15 protein-coding genes are annotated in these 19,275 nt (G+C 67.6%); 4 read left to right on the top strand and 11 right to left on the bottom strand.

Annotation, left to right across the window (positions count from 1 at the left end):
• Positions 1-122 precede the first annotated feature (122 nt).
• Positions 123-1,100 carry an N-acetylglucosamine kinase gene (locus MJ603_RS12440; RefSeq protein WP_243064043.1) on the top strand — a complete coding sequence of 326 codons (978 nt, stop codon included), beginning with the start codon at positions 123-125 and terminating at the stop codon, positions 1,098-1,100.
• A gap of 11 nt (positions 1,101-1,111) precedes the next feature.
• On the opposite strand, the gene hisS is transcribed toward MJ603_RS12440, so the two are convergent.
• Positions 1,112-2,398, bottom strand: coding sequence for a histidine--tRNA ligase (gene hisS, locus MJ603_RS12435; protein WP_243064042.1), 1,287 nt, complete (start codon positions 2,396-2,398; stop codon positions 1,112-1,114).
• A gap of 55 nt (positions 2,399-2,453) precedes the next feature.
• On the opposite strand from hisS, the gene MJ603_RS12430 reads away from it, so the two are divergent.
• Entirely contained in the window at positions 2,454-3,932 is a 1,479-nt protein-coding gene (locus MJ603_RS12430) for an MDR family MFS transporter (RefSeq protein WP_243064275.1), read from the top strand.
• A gap of 7 nt (positions 3,933-3,939) precedes the next feature.
• Here MJ603_RS12430 and MJ603_RS12425 read toward each other — a convergent pair whose 3' ends face one another.
• The gene (locus MJ603_RS12425) at positions 3,940-4,665 is read right to left on the bottom strand and encodes a MazG family protein (protein ID WP_308220597.1); all 726 of its coding nucleotides are present in this window, start codon (positions 4,663-4,665) and stop codon (positions 3,940-3,942) included.
• An 82-nt stretch (positions 4,666-4,747) separates the two neighbouring features.
• On the opposite strand from MJ603_RS12425, the gene MJ603_RS12420 reads away from it, so the two are divergent.
• Together MJ603_RS12420 and nhaA are read left to right on the top strand one after the other, a co-directional pair.
• Positions 4,748-5,113 (top strand): VOC family protein, encoded by a 366-nt coding sequence (locus MJ603_RS12420; protein WP_243064041.1) that lies wholly within the window; start codon positions 4,748-4,750, stop codon positions 5,111-5,113.
• 7 nt (positions 5,114-5,120) lie between these two features.
• Positions 5,121-6,278: a Na+/H+ antiporter NhaA gene (nhaA, locus tag MJ603_RS12415; RefSeq protein ID WP_243064040.1), complete on the top strand. Its 1,158-nt coding sequence runs from the start codon at positions 5,121-5,123 to the stop codon at positions 6,276-6,278.
• Here nhaA and MJ603_RS12410 read toward each other — a convergent pair.
• From MJ603_RS12410 to mfd, 9 genes are all read right to left on the bottom strand, one after another.
• Positions 6,226-7,263, bottom strand: coding sequence for a CPBP family intramembrane glutamic endopeptidase (locus MJ603_RS12410; protein ID WP_243064039.1), 1,038 nt, complete (start codon positions 7,261-7,263; stop codon positions 6,226-6,228). The two genes, nhaA and MJ603_RS12410, sit on opposite strands and share 53 nt — an antisense overlap.
• On the bottom strand, positions 7,260-8,402 hold the full coding sequence (locus MJ603_RS12405) for a DUF1648 domain-containing protein (protein ID WP_243064038.1): 1,143 nt from the start codon (positions 8,400-8,402) through the stop codon (positions 7,260-7,262). The genes MJ603_RS12410 and MJ603_RS12405 overlap by 4 nt, the downstream gene beginning before the upstream one ends.
• A complete protein-coding gene (locus MJ603_RS12400; protein WP_243064037.1) occupies positions 8,399-8,824 on the bottom strand; it encodes a GntR family transcriptional regulator in 426 nt (141 codons plus the stop codon). The genes MJ603_RS12405 and MJ603_RS12400 overlap by 4 nt, the downstream gene beginning before the upstream one ends.
• Before the next feature lie 96 nt (positions 8,825-8,920).
• Positions 8,921-9,901, bottom strand: a complete 981-nt coding sequence (locus tag MJ603_RS12395) for an aldo/keto reductase (protein ID WP_243064036.1) — start codon at positions 9,899-9,901, stop codon at positions 8,921-8,923.
• A gap of 58 nt (positions 9,902-9,959) precedes the next feature.
• Positions 9,960-10,901: a nucleoside hydrolase gene (locus MJ603_RS12390; protein ID WP_243064035.1), complete on the bottom strand. Its 942-nt coding sequence runs from the start codon at positions 10,899-10,901 to the stop codon at positions 9,960-9,962.
• Between the two features lie 49 nt (positions 10,902-10,950).
• The gene (locus MJ603_RS12385; protein ID WP_243064034.1) at positions 10,951-12,840 is read right to left on the bottom strand and encodes a gamma-glutamyltransferase family protein; all 1,890 of its coding nucleotides are present in this window, start codon (positions 12,838-12,840) and stop codon (positions 10,951-10,953) included.
• Between the two features lie 274 nt (positions 12,841-13,114).
• Positions 13,115-14,428, bottom strand: a complete 1,314-nt coding sequence (locus MJ603_RS12380; RefSeq protein WP_243064273.1) for an HNH endonuclease signature motif containing protein — start codon at positions 14,426-14,428, stop codon at positions 13,115-13,117.
• A gap of 311 nt (positions 14,429-14,739) precedes the next feature.
• On the bottom strand, positions 14,740-15,534 hold the full coding sequence (locus MJ603_RS12375) for a nucleotidyltransferase domain-containing protein (RefSeq protein WP_243064033.1): 795 nt from the start codon (positions 15,532-15,534) through the stop codon (positions 14,740-14,742).
• 45 nt (positions 15,535-15,579) lie between these two features.
• Complete coding sequence (mfd, locus tag MJ603_RS12370) at positions 15,580-19,242, bottom strand: transcription-repair coupling factor (protein ID WP_243064032.1); 3,663 nt, start codon at positions 19,240-19,242, stop codon at positions 15,580-15,582.
• Positions 19,243-19,275 lie beyond the last annotated feature (33 nt).

Raw genomic sequence — 19,275 nt, 5'->3', positions numbered from 1 at the left:
CGCTGGCCAGGTCTGACGCAACGTTCACGTGAAAATCCGTCTCACTTCAGTGGGGGATGGTTGAAAAGTATTATCAGGACTGTACGAGCCGGAATTCAAGTCCTGAAACAGAAAAGTGATCTATGGGAAATCTGCTCGCCGTCGACGCCGGCGGAACTTCGACGCGCGCCGTCGTGCTCACCCGCGAAGGCGAATGCCTCGGATTTGGAGTCGGTGGGGCGGGAAATCCCATCTCATCAGGCACGGAACATGCCTCGCGTGAAGTCGTGACCGCCGTGTCGGCCGCACTCGACCGCGCAGGAACGCACCAGGGCATCGATGCAGCGGTGCTCGCGATGGCCGGGTCCCGCACGTACGTCTCGACCGAGTGGATCACGTCTGCGCTCATCCGAGTCGGTGTCGAGGGACCCGTCGAACTCGAGTCGGACCTGCTCGCAACGTTCTGCTCCGGCGCCTGGGAGCCCGACGGCTACGCGATCGTTGCGGGGACCGGTGCCGCAGCGATCCGCGTGCACGACGGGCGTCTGGAGGTCGCATCCGATGGCCTCGGATGGCTGCTCGGCGACGCCGGTTCCGGCTTCTGGCTCGGCCGGAGGGTGGTGCGGGCCGTAGCGGCCGAGCTCGACGCCCGCGGGCAGCACACGGCACTCACTCCGCTGCTTCTCGGCACGCTCGGCATCGCCTCGGAAGCCGAGATCACCGAGGACGGGCGTCCGGAGTCGCTGCGTCAGCTGCTCGATGCGGTGTACTCGTTGCGCCCGATCGAGCTGGCGACGTTCGCGCCGCTCGTCTTCGCGGTCGGCGATGACGTCGTTGCGCGGTCGATCACGCTGGATGCCCGCTCCGCGCTGAAGACGACGCTGGGCGCAGTGGCGTCCGCGGATGTTCACGGTCCCGTCGTGTGCGGAGGCGGCGTTCTCAGCGCGCTCGGACTCGACAGCGAAGGAGTTCCGGGCGTCACCGACGTGCGCTCCGTCGCCGACGGAACAGCCGGCGCCGCCGTGCTCGCGCTGCGCTACGGCGGCGTCACCGTCGACGAAGACGTGTTCGCACGGGTGGACGCGACGCTGCGGGCGCTGCGCGCGGAGGGGGTGCGGTAGCGCGAGACAGCTCAGCCGAGCGGGCGGTACTGAAGGTCGGCGACTTCGTGCACCTGGGGGGTCACGGCGGCGAACCGGGTGTAGCCGGCATCCGTCAGCCGTTCCAGCAGTGGCTTCAGGTTCTTCACGCGTTTCTCGATGCGCACCCTGGCACCGCTGGACACCAGGTCCCGCTTGAGACGGAACAGCGTGGTCGCCTCGACGTCGCGGTCGTACACCAGCACCACGGAGTCGGCGTCGGTCCGCTCGGGAATGTCGACCAGGTCGACGATGCGTTCGAAGCCGAGCGAGAAGCCGACGGCGGGAACGTCGGTGCCGAGGAATCGGCCGATCATGCCGTCGTAGCGTCCGCCACCGCCGAGCGAATAGCCGAATTTCGGGTGCTGGATCTCGAAGATCGCGCCCGTGTAGTAGCCCATGCCGCGCACCAGATTGTGCGAGAACACGAGAGGAGCTGCCGGGGTGATCGCGGCCACGGCGTCGCGGATGGCGTGCAGCTCGCGGTAGGCATCCGCGTCGAGCCACGGAAGCGCGGTGCCGTTCTCGTCGTCGAGAAGGCCCCAGCCGTCGTCGGGCAGTCCCGACAGGTTCTCAGCGGCGATCGCAGCAGTCGACTCGTCGATGAGACCGAGATCGACGAGCTCCGCGACGACACCCTCGACGCCGACCTTGTCCTCCTTGTCGATCGTGATCATGGCGCGCTCGTAGTTCGACTCGGCGACGCCCCATGAGCCGATCAACCCGCGCAGGATCGCTCTGTGATTGATGCGGATCGTGCAACCGTTCAGACCCAGCGCCTCGAGCGTCGCGATCGTGGCAGCGATGAGCTCGATCTCGGCGACGGTACCGGCATCCCCGATGATGTCGATGTCGCATTGCACGAACTGCCGGTACCGGCCCTTCTGAGGGCGTTCCGCGCGCCAGACCGGGGCGATCTGGATGGACTTGAACACGCTCGACAGAGCCGCCCGGTGACTGGCGTAGAACCGCGCGAGCGGTACCGTCAGGTCGAACCGCAGCCCGAGGTCGGTGAGCGACTCGAGATCGCCGACAGCAGCGTATTCCGCGACCGTCTCAGGGCTCAGACCCCTGCGCAGGATGCCGAACGCGAGCTTCTCGTTGTCGCCGCCGAGTCCCGAGTGCAGGCGCGAGGAATCCTCCATCACGGGCGTCTCGATCTCGTCGAAGCCCTGTGCCCGGTAGCTGTCGCGGATGACGCCGAGCGCGTGCTCGCGGCGCGCCTTGTCGGCTGGGAGGAAGTCGCGCATGCCACGGGGCGGGTTCACGGGTTGTGCCATGGCATCCATTCTTTCAGTGGGAATAGCGGAGGCGGCATCCGGATTGCAGATAGCGATGTCTGACAACTCGGCGAATTCGACTGTGACCCGCCGCAGCGTCGGCCTGCGCTCCGAGCGCGGGCCGATTCTGCTTTCTCTCATGCTCGCGACTGCTCTCGTCGCACTCGACTCCACGATCATCGCGACGGCATCCACATCGATCGCGCGGGATCTCGGGCACTTCGCCCAGATCCCCTGGCTTTTCTCGATCTACGTGCTCGCGCAGGCGGTCTCCGTTCCGATCTACGGACGCCTCGCCGACTTCTTCGGCCGCAAGCGCCTGATGCTGATCGGCATCGGGCTCTTCCTTCTCGGGTCGATCCTGTGCGGGTTCGCGTGGTCGATGCCGGTGCTCATCGCATCCCGTGTCGTGCAGGGTCTCGGTGCCGGCGCCGTTCTGCCGATGAGCATGACCATCGCGAGCGACATCTACACGCTGAAGGAACGTGCGAAGACGCAGGGCTACCTCGCCAGCGTGTGGGGGATCTCGGCCGTCGTCGGTCCGACGCTGGGCGGCTTGTTCAGCGAATACGTGAGCTGGCGCTGGATCTTCTTCATCAACATCCCGCTGTCGCTCATCGCCGCATGGATGCTCTGGCGCAAGTTCACCGAGAAGCGGCACGGCGAGCGCACCAGGCCACGTATCGACTATGCAGGCGCCGCGCTGCTGACCGTCGGCACGGCCCTCGTGATTCTGGGGCTGCTCGAGGGCGGTACGGCATGGGCGTGGAACTCCGCTGCGTCGATCGTGATCTTCGCGGTGGGTGCCGCGGCTCTCGTCGCGTTCGTGTTCGTGGAACGCAAGGCGCAGCATCCGATCATTCCGCTGGGGGTGCTGAAACGCCGCGTCATCTGGGCATCCACGATCGCATCGCTGATCATCGGCGCGATCGTGCTCGGTCTGACGACCTACGTTCCGATCTACGCGCAGGACGTGCTCGGCATGAGTGCGCTGATCGCCGGTTTCGCGGTGGCCGCCCTGACCGTGGGATGGCCGCTGACGGCATCGATCGCCGGCCGGTTCTACCTGCGCATCGGCTTTCGCTGGACGGCGGTGATCGGATCGTCGATCGTCGTCATCGGCACTCTGCTGATGCTCACCCTCGAGGCGCATACCACCATCTGGCTGGTGGCCGTGTTCTGCTTCGTGATCGGCGCAGGCATGGGCCTGACGGCCGTGCCGACCCTGATCGCCGCCCAGAGCTCGGTCGACTGGCAAGAGCGCGGGCTCGTGACGGGCACCAACATGTTCGCCCGTTCGATCGGATCGGCTGTCGGCGTCGCCGTGTTCGGCGCGATCATCAATGCGAACGCGACGATCGGGGCCGACGGGGCTCCGCACGGGCCCCAGCTGGCGGTCGCGACACACCTGGTGTTCCTCGCGATCGCGGTGGTCGCGGTCGTGTTGCTGGTCGCTGTGCTGCTGATGCCGGCCAGACGTGCGCAGCAGATGGCACCCGTGGCGACGTCGACGGGAGCCGTCGCTGCCCAGTGACGCGCGGTCAGTGAGCAGTCGTCGCGCTGCCTTCGACCTCTCGGATCTCGGCTTGAAGTGTGCGCACCGCCAGTCGAAGTGAGCGTTCGGCATCGATGTCGCTGGCGCGCGCGGCGGCCACGATGGCGAGGAGCCTCGCGCCGAGCTCGGACTCGTCGGCGAAGGTGACGGCATCCGTCGTTTCGACGTCGATGCCGACACGGGCGGCACGACCGATCACCTTGTCGGCGAGTGCGAGAGCCGGCATCCCCTGCGGTATGCCGTCGAGCACGCTGCGACGCTGCGTCTTCTCGGCGGCTTTCGCGGCGGTCCACAGCCGCAGCACGTCCTCAGGGGTTTCGGCCACCTCGTCGCCGAAGACGTGCGGATGCCTGCGCACCATCTTCGCCGTGACGCGCTCTGCGACATCCTCGATGTCGAACCGCTCCCCCGCCGTGCGCGATGCGATCTCGGAGTGGAAGGCGACCTGCCAGAGCACGTCGCCCAATTCCTCGATGATCTCGTCGGTCGTTCCGGCCTCGATGGCGTCGACGAGCTCGTACGTCTCCTCGATGAGGTAGGGCACCAGCGTCTCGTGCGTCATGGTCTGCGACCAGACGCACTTCTCGAGCACGGATGCCATCGCATCGGCGAAGGCGTCGAGTCGCGACGGCCCTGACGCGACCGGCGGCGCGGCGATCGCATCCGCGGTCGGATCAGTAGTCGGATCAGCGGTCGGGTCCGGGTCGGTCATCGCCACTCCCCACGTCTGCCCTTGTCGCGTTCGCTCGTCCTGTCCCGTTCATCGTGTCACGGCAGCGCCATAGGGTGGGACCGTGACCAGCGTGCGACGGATCATCGTGTCGGTATCGGACCTCGAGCGTTCGCTGGCGGTGTACTCCGATGCGCTGGGGCTTCCCGTGACATGGTCGAACGACGAGGTTGCACGCCTCGACGCGAGCGGCGTCGAGGTGATGCTGCACCGGCGACCGCCGACCCCCGGCGAGTTCGGCGTCTCCGCGTCATTCGGCGTCTCCGCGTCATTCGGCGTCGACGATGTCGACGAAGCCGCGGCGAAGGCTGCCGTAGCAGGGTGCACGACCGTGCGCGGGCCGGGCGACGAGCCGTGGGGCGAACGCCAGGCCGTGCTTCACGACCCGGATGGGCACGTGATGTGCATCGTCGGTCCGACGGCGGGCTGAGGCCCCCGTGAGTCTGATCCGATCGGAGCGGGCCGCTGCCGGCATCCTGCTGGGTGCCGCCGTGCTCGGTCTTGTTCTGGCGAACACCCCTGTAGGACCGGCGCTGCTCGGCCTGAAGGAGACCCACGTCGGTCCAGCAGCGCTGCACCTCGATCTGCCGATCGGCGGATGGATCAGCGACGGTCTGCTCGCGATCTTCTTCTTCATCGTGGCGGTCGAACTACGACACGAGCTGACGGTCGGCGAGCTCGACTCGGTGAGCAAGGCTCTGCATCCGGCGATCGCAGCGGTGTTCGGTGTGATCGTGCCCGCCTTGGTCTACCTCGCCTTCACGGCAGGGACCGGATTCGCCGACGGATGGCCGGTGCCCACCGCGACGGACATCGCCTTCGCGCTCGGCGTTCTCGCCATCTTCGGACGCGGATTGCCGAACCGCCTGCGCGTGTTCCTCCTCGCCCTCGCGGTGCTCGACGACCTCGTGGCGATCATCATCATCGCCGTCTTCTTCACCACCGATCCGAATCTCGTCGACCTCGCGCTCGCCGTCGTCACCGTCGCCCTTTTCGGGCTCCTGAGCAGGCTGCTGCACGGCAGGATGCGGGCACCGATCGGCGTGCTCATGGTGCTGTTGGCCGTTCTGACCTGGGCACTCGTGCACGACTCCGGCGTGCACGCCACAATCGCCGGCGTTGCGCTCGGCCTCGTGATGTCACGTGCCCCGGCTCGCCGGGTGACGCACGCACTCGAGCCGTGGTCGAACGGGTTGATACTGCCGTTGTTCGCGTTCTCGGCAGCGCTCGTCGCTATTCCGTCCGTGGGACTCGGAGCTCTGTCGCCGGCGTTCTGGGGCATCCTCGTGGCGCTCCCCGTCGGAAAATTCATCGGTATCACGTTCGGCGGCTGGCTCGGCACGAAAGTCGGCCCGAAGAAGTCGCGCCCCAAGGCTCAGCTCGGCAGCTTTCTCGTGGTCGCTGCGCTGGGCGGGATCGGATTCACCGTGTCACTGCTGATGAACGAGCTCGCCTTCGAGAGCAACGCCGAGGTGCGCAACGAGGGCACTCTCGCTGTACTGCTGGGCTCGTCCGTCGCGATCGTCGCGGGCGGCATCGCGGTCACCGTGCTCGCGCGGCGGTACCGGCGGATGCATCCGTACGCGAACGCCTGAGCAACCGCGGCTGCTTGCTGAACTGTCCCGTCACCGCCAGCACCGCGATGATCACCGCCATCACGAGCCACGGTACGAGGCCGAGGGCGCCGACGATCACCGGATCGGGTTTGGCGCCCGCCGCGATCACCAGGCCTAGGAAACCCGCTGCACCGTTGAAGCCGGCGTGCGCGAAGACGCTCGGCCAGATCGAGCCGGAGCGCAGGCGCAACCAGCCGATCAGAATGCCGAGGAACAGGCATCCGCCGACCATCATCACCACCCCGAAGGCATTCGGCTGGTCGAAGTCGTAGCCGAGAAGGATGATCGGCGCGTGCCACAGACCCCACACGATGCCGGTGATGATGAGCGCGGGCCAGGTGCCGAGCGGGCGAAGGCTGGGCAGCAGCCATCCACGCCAACCGAGCTCTTCGCCGATGGTGGCGAAGGCGTTGAAGAGCGAAGCGAACGGCAGTGACACGAGCTGGATGACGACCAGGAGGCCGACCGGAATCGGGATGATCACACCGCCGGCCGCCGCGTTCAGCGTCTGCTCGAATCCGGAGAAGTGCACGAGGTCGAGCGACACGAGGCCGAATGCGGCGCTCACGAACACACTGACGACGATGAGCAGGATGCTTCCGAGCAGACCGGCGGTCGTCAGCCAGATCACGCGTTTCGCCGGTCGCAGCGGCCAGAGTCCCAGATACTCCGGCAGCGGGCGCGGTCGCGGGCGTTGCACGGAGAACGCCACGATCAGGGCTGCAGCACCCGGCGTGTACATCATGAGCACGATGAGGAAGATCGCACCCGGCGTGGAAAGCCCTTCGCCACTCAGCCACAGCGGTAGCGCGACGAGCCAGGCGAGCCCGTAGGCGATGACGATGAACGCGGCGACGGAGATCCACGGGACCTTCGTCGGGAACGGGTGGTTCGGCGCGGGCGCGGTCGGCTCTGGCGCGGCAGTCTGGGGCGGGGTCGTCTCCGCCCCTTCGCCGGCGCTCATCGCAGCCCCGGAACGACGACGACGGTGACGAGGGCACCGAGGATGATCAGCACGATCACCACGGCGAAGACGATGCCGCCCGGGCTGCCGAGGTTGACCGTCCAGCCCACACCGAATCGTTTGGGCACGAACGTCGCCGGATCGTCTCGGTTGATGTACACCGCGCCGAACTTCCAGTAGCGGTCGTCATCCGGGGCGTCCGGCCGTTCACGTTCGAGTCCGCCTTGCACTGACCGGGATGCCGTCTGCGTCGCAGCCGCCCTGGAAGCCGACATCGACCGGTAATAACGCACGAGGATGACGGCCACCGCGGCGACAACGAGCACCAGCGTCGTGAGAAGCGCGGCGGTCATCACGGCGTCGGAATCGGGCGCCAGCCAGCCGGCGATCGTCGTGAGCCCGAGCCCGATCGAGAGCACGAGCGACATGATGCCCAGTCCGGCCGAGGCGAGGTGTCGCTGAGCCCCCGCGCGGCGAGCCGCCTGCTCCGGGGTGTCCGAGGCGACAGAGCGCGGTGGAGTCACCAGTGTCAGCCACGACATCCCGTAGAAGAGCGCGATGACGCCGAGCGTGATGAGCGGGACTCCGAATACCGACCACACCGATTTCGGTGCCGTGCCGTTGACCTGCCCGGCCCCACCCCAGTGGATCGGGATGACAGCGGGCAGCGACGGGTAGACGGCGACTCCGATCGCGATGGTCACCCACACCACGAGCACCGAGGCGACCAGCCACGCGACCGACGGATGTCCGACGCGGCGCGGCGAAGCATCCGCGACCAGCCTCGTGGTCGCCCCCTCGTACCACGCGCCCTCGCGCTTGGCGGCCGTGATGCTGCGCCGTGTCACCACGTAGACGACACCGCTCAACGCGATGAACAGCAACGGCATGACGGCGAGCACGAGCTGCGAAGAAACAGGCGAGGCCAGCGCAGAGACGAGAACGCTGACCACCCACGCGGCGACGATCCCCGAGCGATACCTGCGGATGGACGATCGCACGACGGGATCATTCACGTGGCTCTGCGGCACGCTGACGCCGAGCGGGAGCGTGCGTCGCACCATGGCGGGCATCACGAGGAACATCGCGGCGACGAACGCGGTGATCACGATGACGAAACCGAAGGCGAACACGGTCATCGGGAATCCTCCTTCGTCGTGGAGTCGCTCGTCGGCCGCGCTGCGCTGAACGTCTGCAGCGCGCTGCGAGCGTGCTGAAGAATGCCGTCATCGGGCATGCCCTGTGCCACGGCCTCGGCGAGCAGTGTTCGCAAGCGCGCCGACCAGTCGGCCTCAGCGTCCGCGTGCCACGGGGCGTTCCGGGGGTCACGGGCAACGACGGACCCGGCCGTGCGGTGCGTGAGCAGCAGGCCCTCCGCGCGCAGGAGGTCGTACCCCTTTGCCACGGTTGCCGGGTTGATGCCGAACTGCGCGGCAAGCTGTCGCACCGGTGCGAGCGGCTCGCCAGCCGAGAGCTCGCCCGAGGCGATCCCCTCGACGACCCGGTCCCTCAGCTGCTGGTACAGCGGCACGTTCGAAACGGGATCGATGGCGATCTGCATGCGGCACCTCCTGTACTACTTGTACCATAACTAGTAGCACAGATAATACAGAAACGACACCGAGCGCCGTCTGGTCGCGGCGTCGTGCAGCCGATGTCAGGCGGGGAAGAGCTCCGAGATCGCGGCGACATCCTCGGCCGACGGATGCCACGCCGAGCCCGCCGCCGCGTTCGCCGCAACCTGCTCCGGCTTCGTGGCACCGGCGATGACGCTCGTCAGATTCGGCTGGGCGAGCAGCCAGCCGAACGTGGCCTCGAGCATCGAGATGCCGCGGTCGTCGCAGAAGCGCTGGTAGGCATCCATCGCCTCCCACGGGGCGTCGTCGAGAACATTGCGCCGCTCGCGCAGGATGCGGCTGCCCTCAGGGCCGCCGTCGCGCGTGAAGTTTCCGGTGAAGAGGCCGTTGTTGAGCGGGAAGAAGGGCAGGAAACCGAGTCCGTAGGCATCGACGGCAGGCAGCACCTCGTCTTCCGCCTCGCGGCTGACCAGGTTGTACCGGTTCTGGGCCGAGATGAACTTCGGATGCCCGCCCAGCACCGCGGTGTACTCGGCGTCGGCGATCTGCCATCCCGCGAGGTTCGAGTGGCCGATGTAGCGCACCTTGCCCTCGGTGATCAGGTCGTCGAGCACGTCGAGGGTCTCCTCGATGGGCGTCAGCGGGTCGGGCACGTGCAGCTGGTACAGGTCGATCCAGTCGGTCTGCAGACGACGCAGGGATGCCTCCACCGCGAGCCGCACGTAGCGCCGCGAGCCGCGAGCACCCCAGTCGGGGCCGTTCGAACCCTGCATGTCCCCGCCGAACTTGGTGGCGAGAACGACGCGCTCGCGCTTGCCACGCAGTGCAACGCCCATCAGGGTCTCGCTGAGCCCACGCTCTCTGCCGTAGACATCCGCCGTGTCAAAGAAGGTGATGCCGGCGTCGACGGCGGCATCGACCACTGCTGTCGTGCCCTCCTGCGACTCCGTGCGCGTGCCAGCGCGACCGAAGTTGTTGCAGCCCAGGCCTACCGTCGAGACGACGAGGCCGGAGGGTCCGAGGACGCGGTATTCGGGAGCGCGGTGATCGATTTCTGCCATGCCTCGACGCTACCGGGGGTGCCGCACGTGCGCCGGCCACCGACCATGCGATGCGCCGTCAGCTTCGAACGGCGTCGAGCAGGAATGTCACGAATCGATCGTGATCGGCCGCGAGTGCGATGTGTGTGGTGGGCGATTCCGCCGTCCACGGACGCATGTCGACGACCAACTCCCCCACCGTCAACTCGCCGGCAGCCTCGACTGTGGCCGGCCTGTTCACAACTCGCGTGAGCACCCCCGGATCGACCAGGGCGGCTACGCAGAGCGGATCGTGCACGGGCGCGCCGTCGTCAGCCGCCTCGCCGTCGGTCTCGATGCGGTGCAGCACGAGGTCGCTGATGGCTCGACCTGCCGTGGTGCCGAGCGCGGCGAGCGCGGCGCAATCGGCTCTGGTGAGCGGCACGGAGTGCGTCGCGTCGAGCGGCACGATCATGACGTCGCGGATGCCGGCAGCCAGCACGGCCTGCGCGGCATCGGCGTCGACCCAGAAGTTGAACTCGGCCGACGCTGTCACATTGCCGCCAATGACCGAGCCGCCCATCACCACGAGCCGTGGAATGCGCGATGCGAGGCGCGGCTCCACGGCAAGGGCTGCAGCGATGTTGGTGAGCGGTCCGGTCGCGACGAGAACGATGTCGTCCGCATCTGCTGCGAGGTAGGTCTCGATGAGGAATTCGATCGCGCTCCCGATGGCCGGCACTGAAACGGGCTCGGGGAACGGCAGGCTCGCCACTTGGAATTCCGGGTTGTCGGCGTTGAGCACGTCGCGCGGAATAGGCATGTCGTCGCGCACGAACGGCCGGTCTGCACCCGGGTACACCGGCACGGATGCTCCCAGCAGGTCGAGCACGCGCAGCGAGTTGTCGGTGGTGTGCTCGAGCGAGACGTTGCCGTTCACGGTGGTGACCGCGACGAGCTCGAGCTGCGGATGCCCGACCGCCGCGATCATCGCGATGGCGTCGTCGGTGCCTGTGTCGCAATCCAGGATGAGTCGGGTCACTCGCGTGAGCCTAGCGAACCGCTCGGCCGAGTCACCGCGCCCCAGACGCTCATCGCCCAGTCGCGTATCCCTGCACGCCGCGTGGGTTGGCCGCTGACCACAGGAGCCGCGGTGCACCACTCCCCTGCACGAGCTCGATGCCGACTCCGCTGAGGCGACCCAGCGTCCACGGTCCAGAGACCATGACGCGGTGTCCTCGGCGCTCCAGTTCCGCGATCACGTCGTCGCCGACGCGATCCTCCACGACCAGCCCAGCGGGTTCCCAGACGCGTGGCCAGAAGCTCGAGACGTGGCTGGTGGTGTGGAACGTCGGCGCGTCGATCGCGGCCTGCGGGTCCCAGCCGCCCACGAGCATCCGTAGCAGGGCCGGCAGCTGCCACTGGTCCTGCTGGTCACCGCCCGGCGTGCCGAGCGACATCACGCGATCGCCATCGGATGCCGTCACGAGCGTCGCGGACAGCGTCGTGCGCGGGCGCGCACCCGGCCGCAGCACCGAGGGAGACGCCTCGTCGAGCCAGGCCATCTGCAGCCTCGTGCCGAGGCAGAACCCGAGCTCCGGCACGGTCGGGGACGACTGCAGCCATCCGCCGGACGGCGTCACCGTCACCACGTTCCCCCACCGGTCCGCAACGTCGAGGTGGCAGGTGTCGCCGCGGGTCTGGCCGTTGCGGTCGACGGTCGGCTCGCCGATGCCGGCGGGCAAGGTCGCGGCATCCGCCACCTCGTCGCCGTCGGGGTCGTCCGTGTCGGCGAGGCCGTCCTTCGCGGCGCCGACGCCCACCGCGGGAAGGTAGGGCGCGCGACCGTCCGGCGACCCTGGACGCAGCTCTGCGCTGGCGGTCTCACCGATCAACGCTGCCCGCTCTGCTGCGTATTCGGACGAGAGCAGCGTCGCCAGCGGCACGTCCGCGAATGTCGGGTCGGCGTACCAGGCATCCCGGTCCGCGAGCGCGAGCTTCTCGGCTTCGGCGATCACGTGGATGCCGAACGCGGTCGACGGGTCGAGGTGCTGGTCGGCAAGTCCGTGCCGGCGACCGTAGGCGTCGAGGATGGCGAGCATCTGCAGCAGCACCGGCCCCTGGCCCCACGGGCCGGTCTTGGCGACGGTGAATCCGTGGAAGTCGTAGGTGACGGCATCCTCGGTGCACGCGTCGAAGGCCGCGAGGTCGGATGCCCGCAGCACGCCGGCGTGGTCGCATCCGTCGCTGTGCCGGTGCGGCGTGCGCACGAACGCGTCGATCGACTGCGCGACGAAGCCGGTCTTCCACTCGCGCCTGGCTGCCTCGATGCGCTCCTCGCGTGTGCTCCGACCCTCGCCCGCCGCGACGAGTCGCTTCAGCACCGACGCGTACGCCGGGTTGACGATCAGGTCGCCGGGCCGCGGGACGTTGCCGTCGGCATCCAGCCACAGGGCGGCGGAGGTCGGCCAGTGCTCCAGGAAATGCTCACGGATGCGCTCGAGCGTGACCACGACGGCCTGGTGCACAGGATGCCCGTGCTCGGCGTATCCGAGCGCGTACTCCAGCACGTCCCCCAGCTCCCACGTTCCGTGCTCGGCGAGCAGCCGGAACCACGCGTCGACCGACCCTGGAACCGCGGCGGCGAGCGCGCCCGCACCCGGCACATCCGCAAGCCCCTCGACATCGCGGTAGTGCTCGAGCGTCGCGCCCGCCGGCGCGGGACCCTGTCCCATCAGCACGCGCAGCTCGCCGTCTGTGGTGCGGAACAACCCCGTGAGGTCGCCGCCGGGACCGTTCAGGTGCGGCTCGACGATGTGCAGCACGAAACCCGCAGCGACCGCTGCGTCGAACGCATTGCCGCCGCGCTCAAGAACGGACTGCGCCGCGGCACTCGCGAGCCAGTGCGTGGAGGCAGCGACGCCGAACGTGCCGCGGATTGTCGGACGGGTGGTGAAGGCGGGGGCGGGAGCGAAGGTCACGACTCCACGGTAGCGAGAGAGCCCGCGTCCATTGCGTCAGCGTCGTCGTCGTTCAGCCGCGCCATCGTCCAGACAATCCACCGTGGCACGGCGGGATGGACGGACATCTCCGCTACGACCGCGGATGCCCTGGGCGGGCTCAGATCGACGCTCACCTTGCCAGTCGAGGCCGATCGTCCCCAGATATCGGTAAGCGGAGGCTCGCTTGTCACCAAGATCAGAGGTCGTTCAGAAAGTTCACCGCTCGGTCGGAGAGCGCGCGGGGTGATCGGTGTCACGTTCGGCTGGGCATTCGGTCTGGTCGCGGTGGTCGGGTGTGTGTGAGGGTGTGTGGAGTGCTGGCGCGTCGCCATTGTCGGTCGGGGTCGATCCAGCGGGGTGGTCGTATGTAGGGAACACCGTCGACCATGTGGACCTGCCAGCCGCTGGTGTCGATGGTGTGGTGGTGGAACCAGCACAGGAGGACGCCGTTGTCGGTGTGGGTTGGTCCGCTTCTGGAGTGTTCGATGACGTGGTGGATTTCGCACCAGCCGGCGGGGATCTGGCAGCCGGGGATCACGCATCCGCCGTCCCGGACGGTGATCGCACGTCGTTGTTGTGGGGTGAAGATGCGGTCGGGGGAACTCAACGCGATGATCTTGCCGTTGCAGTCGAAGAGGACCTTCTGGATGCCGCCGGTGCAGATGAACCGTTTCACGGTGTCGATCGAGACCGGGTTCTGAACCCCGTCGATCCACCCGGCACCGGTGCCTGCTTCCAACTCCTCGGCCGCGACGCTGATCAGCACGGTGGGTGAAGCGCCACCGATCGTGGGCAGTTCACCGCTACGAGCTGCCGCGTCCAGCATGGCGGCGACGATGTCGTGACGTTGCTGCGCCGGAGTGCGGGTATCACCACCCACGAGGGCTTCGGCTTCGTCCTCAACGGTCAGGAAGCGGCCGGCGGTTTTCGGTGACAGGCACGAAGCGAAGATCCTCTCCAGCTTCCCCTCGAGTTCCGGCAGCGCATCCAACCGGTACCGAGTCAGACCGCCGCGGGTACCGAGCTTCACCATCCCGCGCCCCAGCGTCGCCTGCTCTTCGCAGACCTTGACACCATCCGGGTCGAGGGCGACCTGCCACTGGATCGCTTGAATGCGAGTCTGATCCGCGGTGAACGGCGTGATCGGCTCCCCGCTGGAGACCTCGACCCCGAGGGCGCACCCGACCAGGGCGTGCTCGGCTTCGGCCAGCATTTCCGGCTCAGCACGGCTCGCCACGGCACTCAACGCAGTGATGATCGCCGACGCGGAATCGACGCCGAGCTCACCGGCATCCATCGCTTCCGCCACCTTCGGGAACGCCGCAGGCAACACCTCCCCGGTGAGCGTGTCACGGGCACGGATGCCTGCACCCACCCGGCAGCGACGGTTCGCGGTCGCCTCGCTGACCTGCGTCACCCGCGCGATCAACTCGATGCCGGCGCGGCACCCCTGACGGGCCGACAACCGGTCAGAGCCCAACGTGGGACGGGACCGCTCCTGCACCTCGACGGCGACCGCAACACGCAACGCATCGACCGTGCGACCCAAGATCTCGACTGCGCTCATCGCCGACATCAGATCACCATCCGACAGCGTCGGAACCTGCCCGACCGCCACCGCAGCACGCGCGGCAACGGTGGCCGTCGCCAACTGTGCCGTGATCTCCTCCATGCCTCAAGCCAACACCACACCACCGACATTCCAGACAACAAAGCCCAGGTCAGAGCACATTTCTGTGGATAAGTCCGAAACTTCTGCACTATGGAGGAAGAGAACAGTACAGTCGACATCGCGAGCGGCGGTTCCTTGCACCAGACGGGACAGCCGCATCAGATTCGGCAGCGCATCAGATAAGGCAGCCGCACCGGACGGAAGGACTACCCCGAATTCTGCGACGTCTCGGCCCGGGCCACCCGCAACGCCTCCACGCACAAGGCACGCACCCGGCCGACGACGTCGACCAGCACGGCGGGCTCCGGCGTGGCGGTCGCGAGAATCCTGTCGACCTCGCCGAGGTCCGCGCGCACGAACAGCTGCTTCTCGTTCGTTATCCAGACTCCCCTTGCGGCAAGGACGGCGTGCGCCGTGCACGTCGCAGCCCTGGCGAGCAGCCCGACGCACTGCGTCAAACGGCCGGCAGCCGCGTGATACTTCTGCGCATAGTCCAACTCCGCCGCAGCCTGCTCCCACCACAGGTCGGGAGCGTGCTCCCGCAGCGCGATCGGATAGGTCACATCCGGAAGCTCGCCCACGAGTACTCGCTTCGCGGCGAGTTCCGCCATCGCAAGGTAGGACGGAAGACCGGCGAGATGGAACCACAACGGCTCCGTCTGGAATCGCCCGTCCTGCGCTTCGGCGATCACCCGATCGACGACATTCAGGTCACGGTAATGCACGTCACTGGCGCGACCGTCGATGTCCAGCCACGCTCCACCGTTGAACACTGTGTCGGACGCGGAGCTCCAACTCCCGAGCTCGCCGACAGTTCCCGGCCAGCCGAGGTCGCGCAGGGACTGCGGATCGAACCGGCCGCGATAGTAGAGCGAGAAGTCCCAATCGCTGTCCGGCCGGTTGGTACCCTCGGCCCGCGAACCGCCGAGCGTCACAGCCTTCACACCCGGCAGTGATCCCAGACCGTCGGCGACGTATGCGATGAAGGCTTCGTCATCCATGGGTTCACGCTAGTGGCCGAGTGCGACACTCGACCGGCGAGTGCGTCACTCGACCAGCGGGGCGGCCGTCTCCGCCGCGGGTTCGGGCAGCGGGAAGATCGCGTCGAGCAGGGTGCGCACCCACGCGATCAGCTCGGCATCCTGAAGCGACTCGCCATCGATGACCGGCAACGGCACGAGCGCCACCTTCTGAGCGGTGACGAGCCGCGACTTCGGATACATGCGTTGCAGCCGCACTTGGAGCGAATCGGGCAGGTCGACCGGCGCGATGCGCAGGTTCGAACCCATCGCGACGACATCCGAGAGCCCGGCCTGCTGGGCGCGCCTGCGCAGCCGGGAGACCGCGATGAGGTTCGTGACGGCTTCCGGTGGTTCACCGTAACGATCGGTGAGTTCCTCGAGCACGAGATCGATCGACTCGGGCTTCGCATTCGGTGCGGATGCCGCCGACAGCTTCTGGTAAGCCTCCAGCCTCAATCGCTCGGAGTCCACGTACTCCTCGGGGATGTGCGCATCGACCGGGAGCTCCAGTCGCAGCTCCGTCTGCCCCTCGGCGACCTCGCCGCGGAACGTGTTCACGGCCTCGCCGATCATCCGCAGGTAGAGGTCGAAACCGACTCCCGCGATGTGCCCGGACTGCTCGCCTCCGAGCAGGTTGCCCGCACCGCGGATCTCGAGGTCCTTCAGCGCTACCTGCATTCCGCTGCCGAGCTCGTTGTTGGCGGCGATCGTGGAGAGCCTGTCGTGAGCGGTCTCGGAGAGCGGCTTGTCGGGATCCCAGAGGAAATACGCGTAGGCACGCTCACGACCACGGCCGACGCGACCGCGTAGCTGGTGCAGTTGCGACAGCCCGTACTTATCGGCTCGGTCGATGATGATCGTGTTCGAGTTCGCGATGTCGAGACCGGTCTCGATGATGGTCGTGGAGACGAGCACGTCGAACCTGCGCTCCCAGAAGTCCACCACGATCTGCTCCAGCGCGTGCTCGTTCAGCTGGCCGTGTGCGACCGCGATGCGCGCCTCAGGCACGAGCTCCGCAAGCTGCGATGCCACGCGCTGGATGCTCGACACCCGGTTGTGCACGAAGAACACCTGGCCCTCGCGCAGCAGCTCGCGACGGATGGCAGCAGCCACCTGCTTCTCCGAATACGGCCCGACGAAGGTGAGGATCGGATGCCTGTCCTCCGGCGGCGTCGCCAAGGTCGACATCTCGCGGATGCCCGTGACCGCCATCTCGAGAGTGCGCGGGATGGGCGTCGCGCTCATCGCGAGCACGTCGACGTTCGTCTTCAGCCGCTTGAGGGCATCCTTGTGCTCGACGCCGAAACGCTGCTCCTCGTCGATGACGACGAGGCCCAGGTTCTTGATGGAGACGTTCTTCGACAGCAGCCGGTGGGTACCGATCACGACGTCGACGGTGCCGTCGGCGAGTCCGTCGAGAACCTCCTTCGCCTCGCGGTCGGTCTGGAACCTGCTGAGCTGACGCAGATGCACAGGGAAGCCGGCGAAGCGCTCCTGGAAGGTCTCGAAGTGCTGTCGCACGAGCAGTGTGGTCGGCACGAGCATGAGCACCTGCTTGCCGTCTTGCACGGCCTTGAACGCGGCGCGCACCGCGATCTCGGTCTTGCCGAAGCCGACATCGCCCGAGATGAGCCGGTCCATCGGGATCGGTCGTTCCATGTCGGCCTTGACCTCATCGATGGTCTGCACCTGGTCGGGCGTCTCCACGAACGGGAACGCCTCTTCGAGTTCGTGCTGCCACGGGGTGTCGGGCCCGAAGGCGTGCCCCTTCGAGGCCATGCGCGCCGAATACAGCTTGACCAGCTCGACCGCGATGTCGCGCACCGCCTTGCGAGCACGTCCCTTCGCCTGCGACCAGTCGCTGCCGCCCATCTTCGACAGCTGAGGCGCTTCGCCGCCGACGTAGCGGCTGAGCAGGTCGAGCTGATCGGTCGGCACGTAGAGCTTGTCGCCAGGATATCCGCGCTTCGACGGCGCGTACTCCAGCACGAGATACTCGCGCTTCGACGTCACAGCGTTGCGGCCACGCGCCGAGCCCGTTCCGCGCGTGACCTCCCGCTGCACCAGCTCGACGAACTTGCCGATGCCGTGCGTCTCGTGCACGACGAAGTCGCCCGGCTTGAGCTGCAGCGGGTCGACCACGTTCTTGCGGCGCACGCCGAGCTTCTTCACCTGCCGCGAGTCGTAACCGACGGTGCGCCCGTAGAACTCGGTCTCGCCGATCACCGCGAGCTTCGCCTCTGGCAGCTCGAAGCCCTGCTCCACGGATGCCGGCAGTACGTACGCGACGCCGGCCTCGGCATCCGCCGGGTAGTCCTCGACCTGCCTGGCCGCCACGCCGCGCTCGGAAAGCACGTCGACGGCTCGCTCCACGAGTCCGTGGCCGGCCGCGACGATGGCGACCCGCCACCCGTCGGAAAGACGCTGCGCCACGTGCCCGATCGCTCCGTCGACGTTGCCGGCGAAGCTCGGGACGGCATCCGCCGCGACGCGTACGTAGTCGCCGGCCGACTCCGCAAGGTCCTCGACGGACTGCTCGGCGATCGGCACAAGTAGCTCGGCGCCGCCCGAGTCGAAGCTCGAGAACGTCCACCACGGGTGCTCGGGGAGCTTCCCTCCCGGCCTGCTGAGCTGTGCTGCGTCGCGCAGCTGACGCAGCGAGATGAAGTCTCCCGAGGCGAGGTCGATCGGGGCGGCGGCGCCGACGGTGGCCGCGCTCCAGGCCGCCTCGAGGAACTCGCGGTTGGTCTCCGAGAGGCTCAGCGCTCGGGCGGCGACACGTTCCGGCGACATCACGGCGACAGCTGCACCGTCTGGCAGGTAGTCGGTGAGCGGCACCAGCTTGTCGACCAGCGCAGGGGCGAGCGACTCCATGCCCTCGACCGGGATGCCCTCCGCCACCTTCGTCAGCAGTTGTTCCAGGCCAGGGAACTCGTGCGCCATCTCGGCGGCACGCTGCCTGACGGCGTCCGTGAGCAAGAGCTCGCGCGCCGGGGAGAGCTCGACAAGCGGCGCCTCGTGCGGCAACGAGCGCTGATCGGCGACCGAGAACGCTCGGATCTGCTCCACCTCGTCGCCGAAGAAGTCCACGCGCACAGGATGGTCGGCGGTCGGCGCGAACACGTCGAGGATGCCGCCGCGCACCGCGAACTCGCCCCGCCTGGTCACCATGTCGACGCGCGAATACGCAAGTGCGACCAGCCGCGACGCGATGGAGGTCAGATCGTTGCCTCGACTGCCCTGTTCGAGCACGATCGGCTCCAGCCGATCCAGGCCCGCGGCGATCGGCTGCAGGGCGGCGCGCACGGAGGCCACGACGATCAGCGGATGCCCGGCATCCGGCTTCCACGTGCCCAATCGGCGCAGAGCGGCGAGTCGTTTGCCCACGATCTCCGGTCCTGGGCTCAGCCGTTCGTGCGGCAGCGTCTCCCACGCGGGGAACTCCACGACTTCGGCGCGCGGAGCCACCGAACCGAGCGCGGATCGCAAGGCTTCCGACTCACGTCCCGTCGCGGTGACGATGAGCAGCACCTGCTTGTCTGCTGCGCGCCTGCCGAGCAGCCCCGCTGCGAGCGGGACACGGAGGCCGGTGGTCACCGAGAAGTCCGCGTCGCGATTCGCAGAGGTCAGGGCATCGGCAAATGTCTGGGCGCGCGAAAGCGCCTCGGTCAAGCCCTCGAGGATCACTGGACCAAGTGTACGGACCTGGCCCTCTCGGAA

The sequence above is a fragment of the Humibacter sp. RRB41 genome (genome assembly GCF_022761015.1).
GTDB lineage: Bacteria > Actinomycetota > Actinomycetes > Actinomycetales > Microbacteriaceae > Humibacter.
This window is presented reverse-complemented; position numbering and strand designations above follow the sequence as displayed.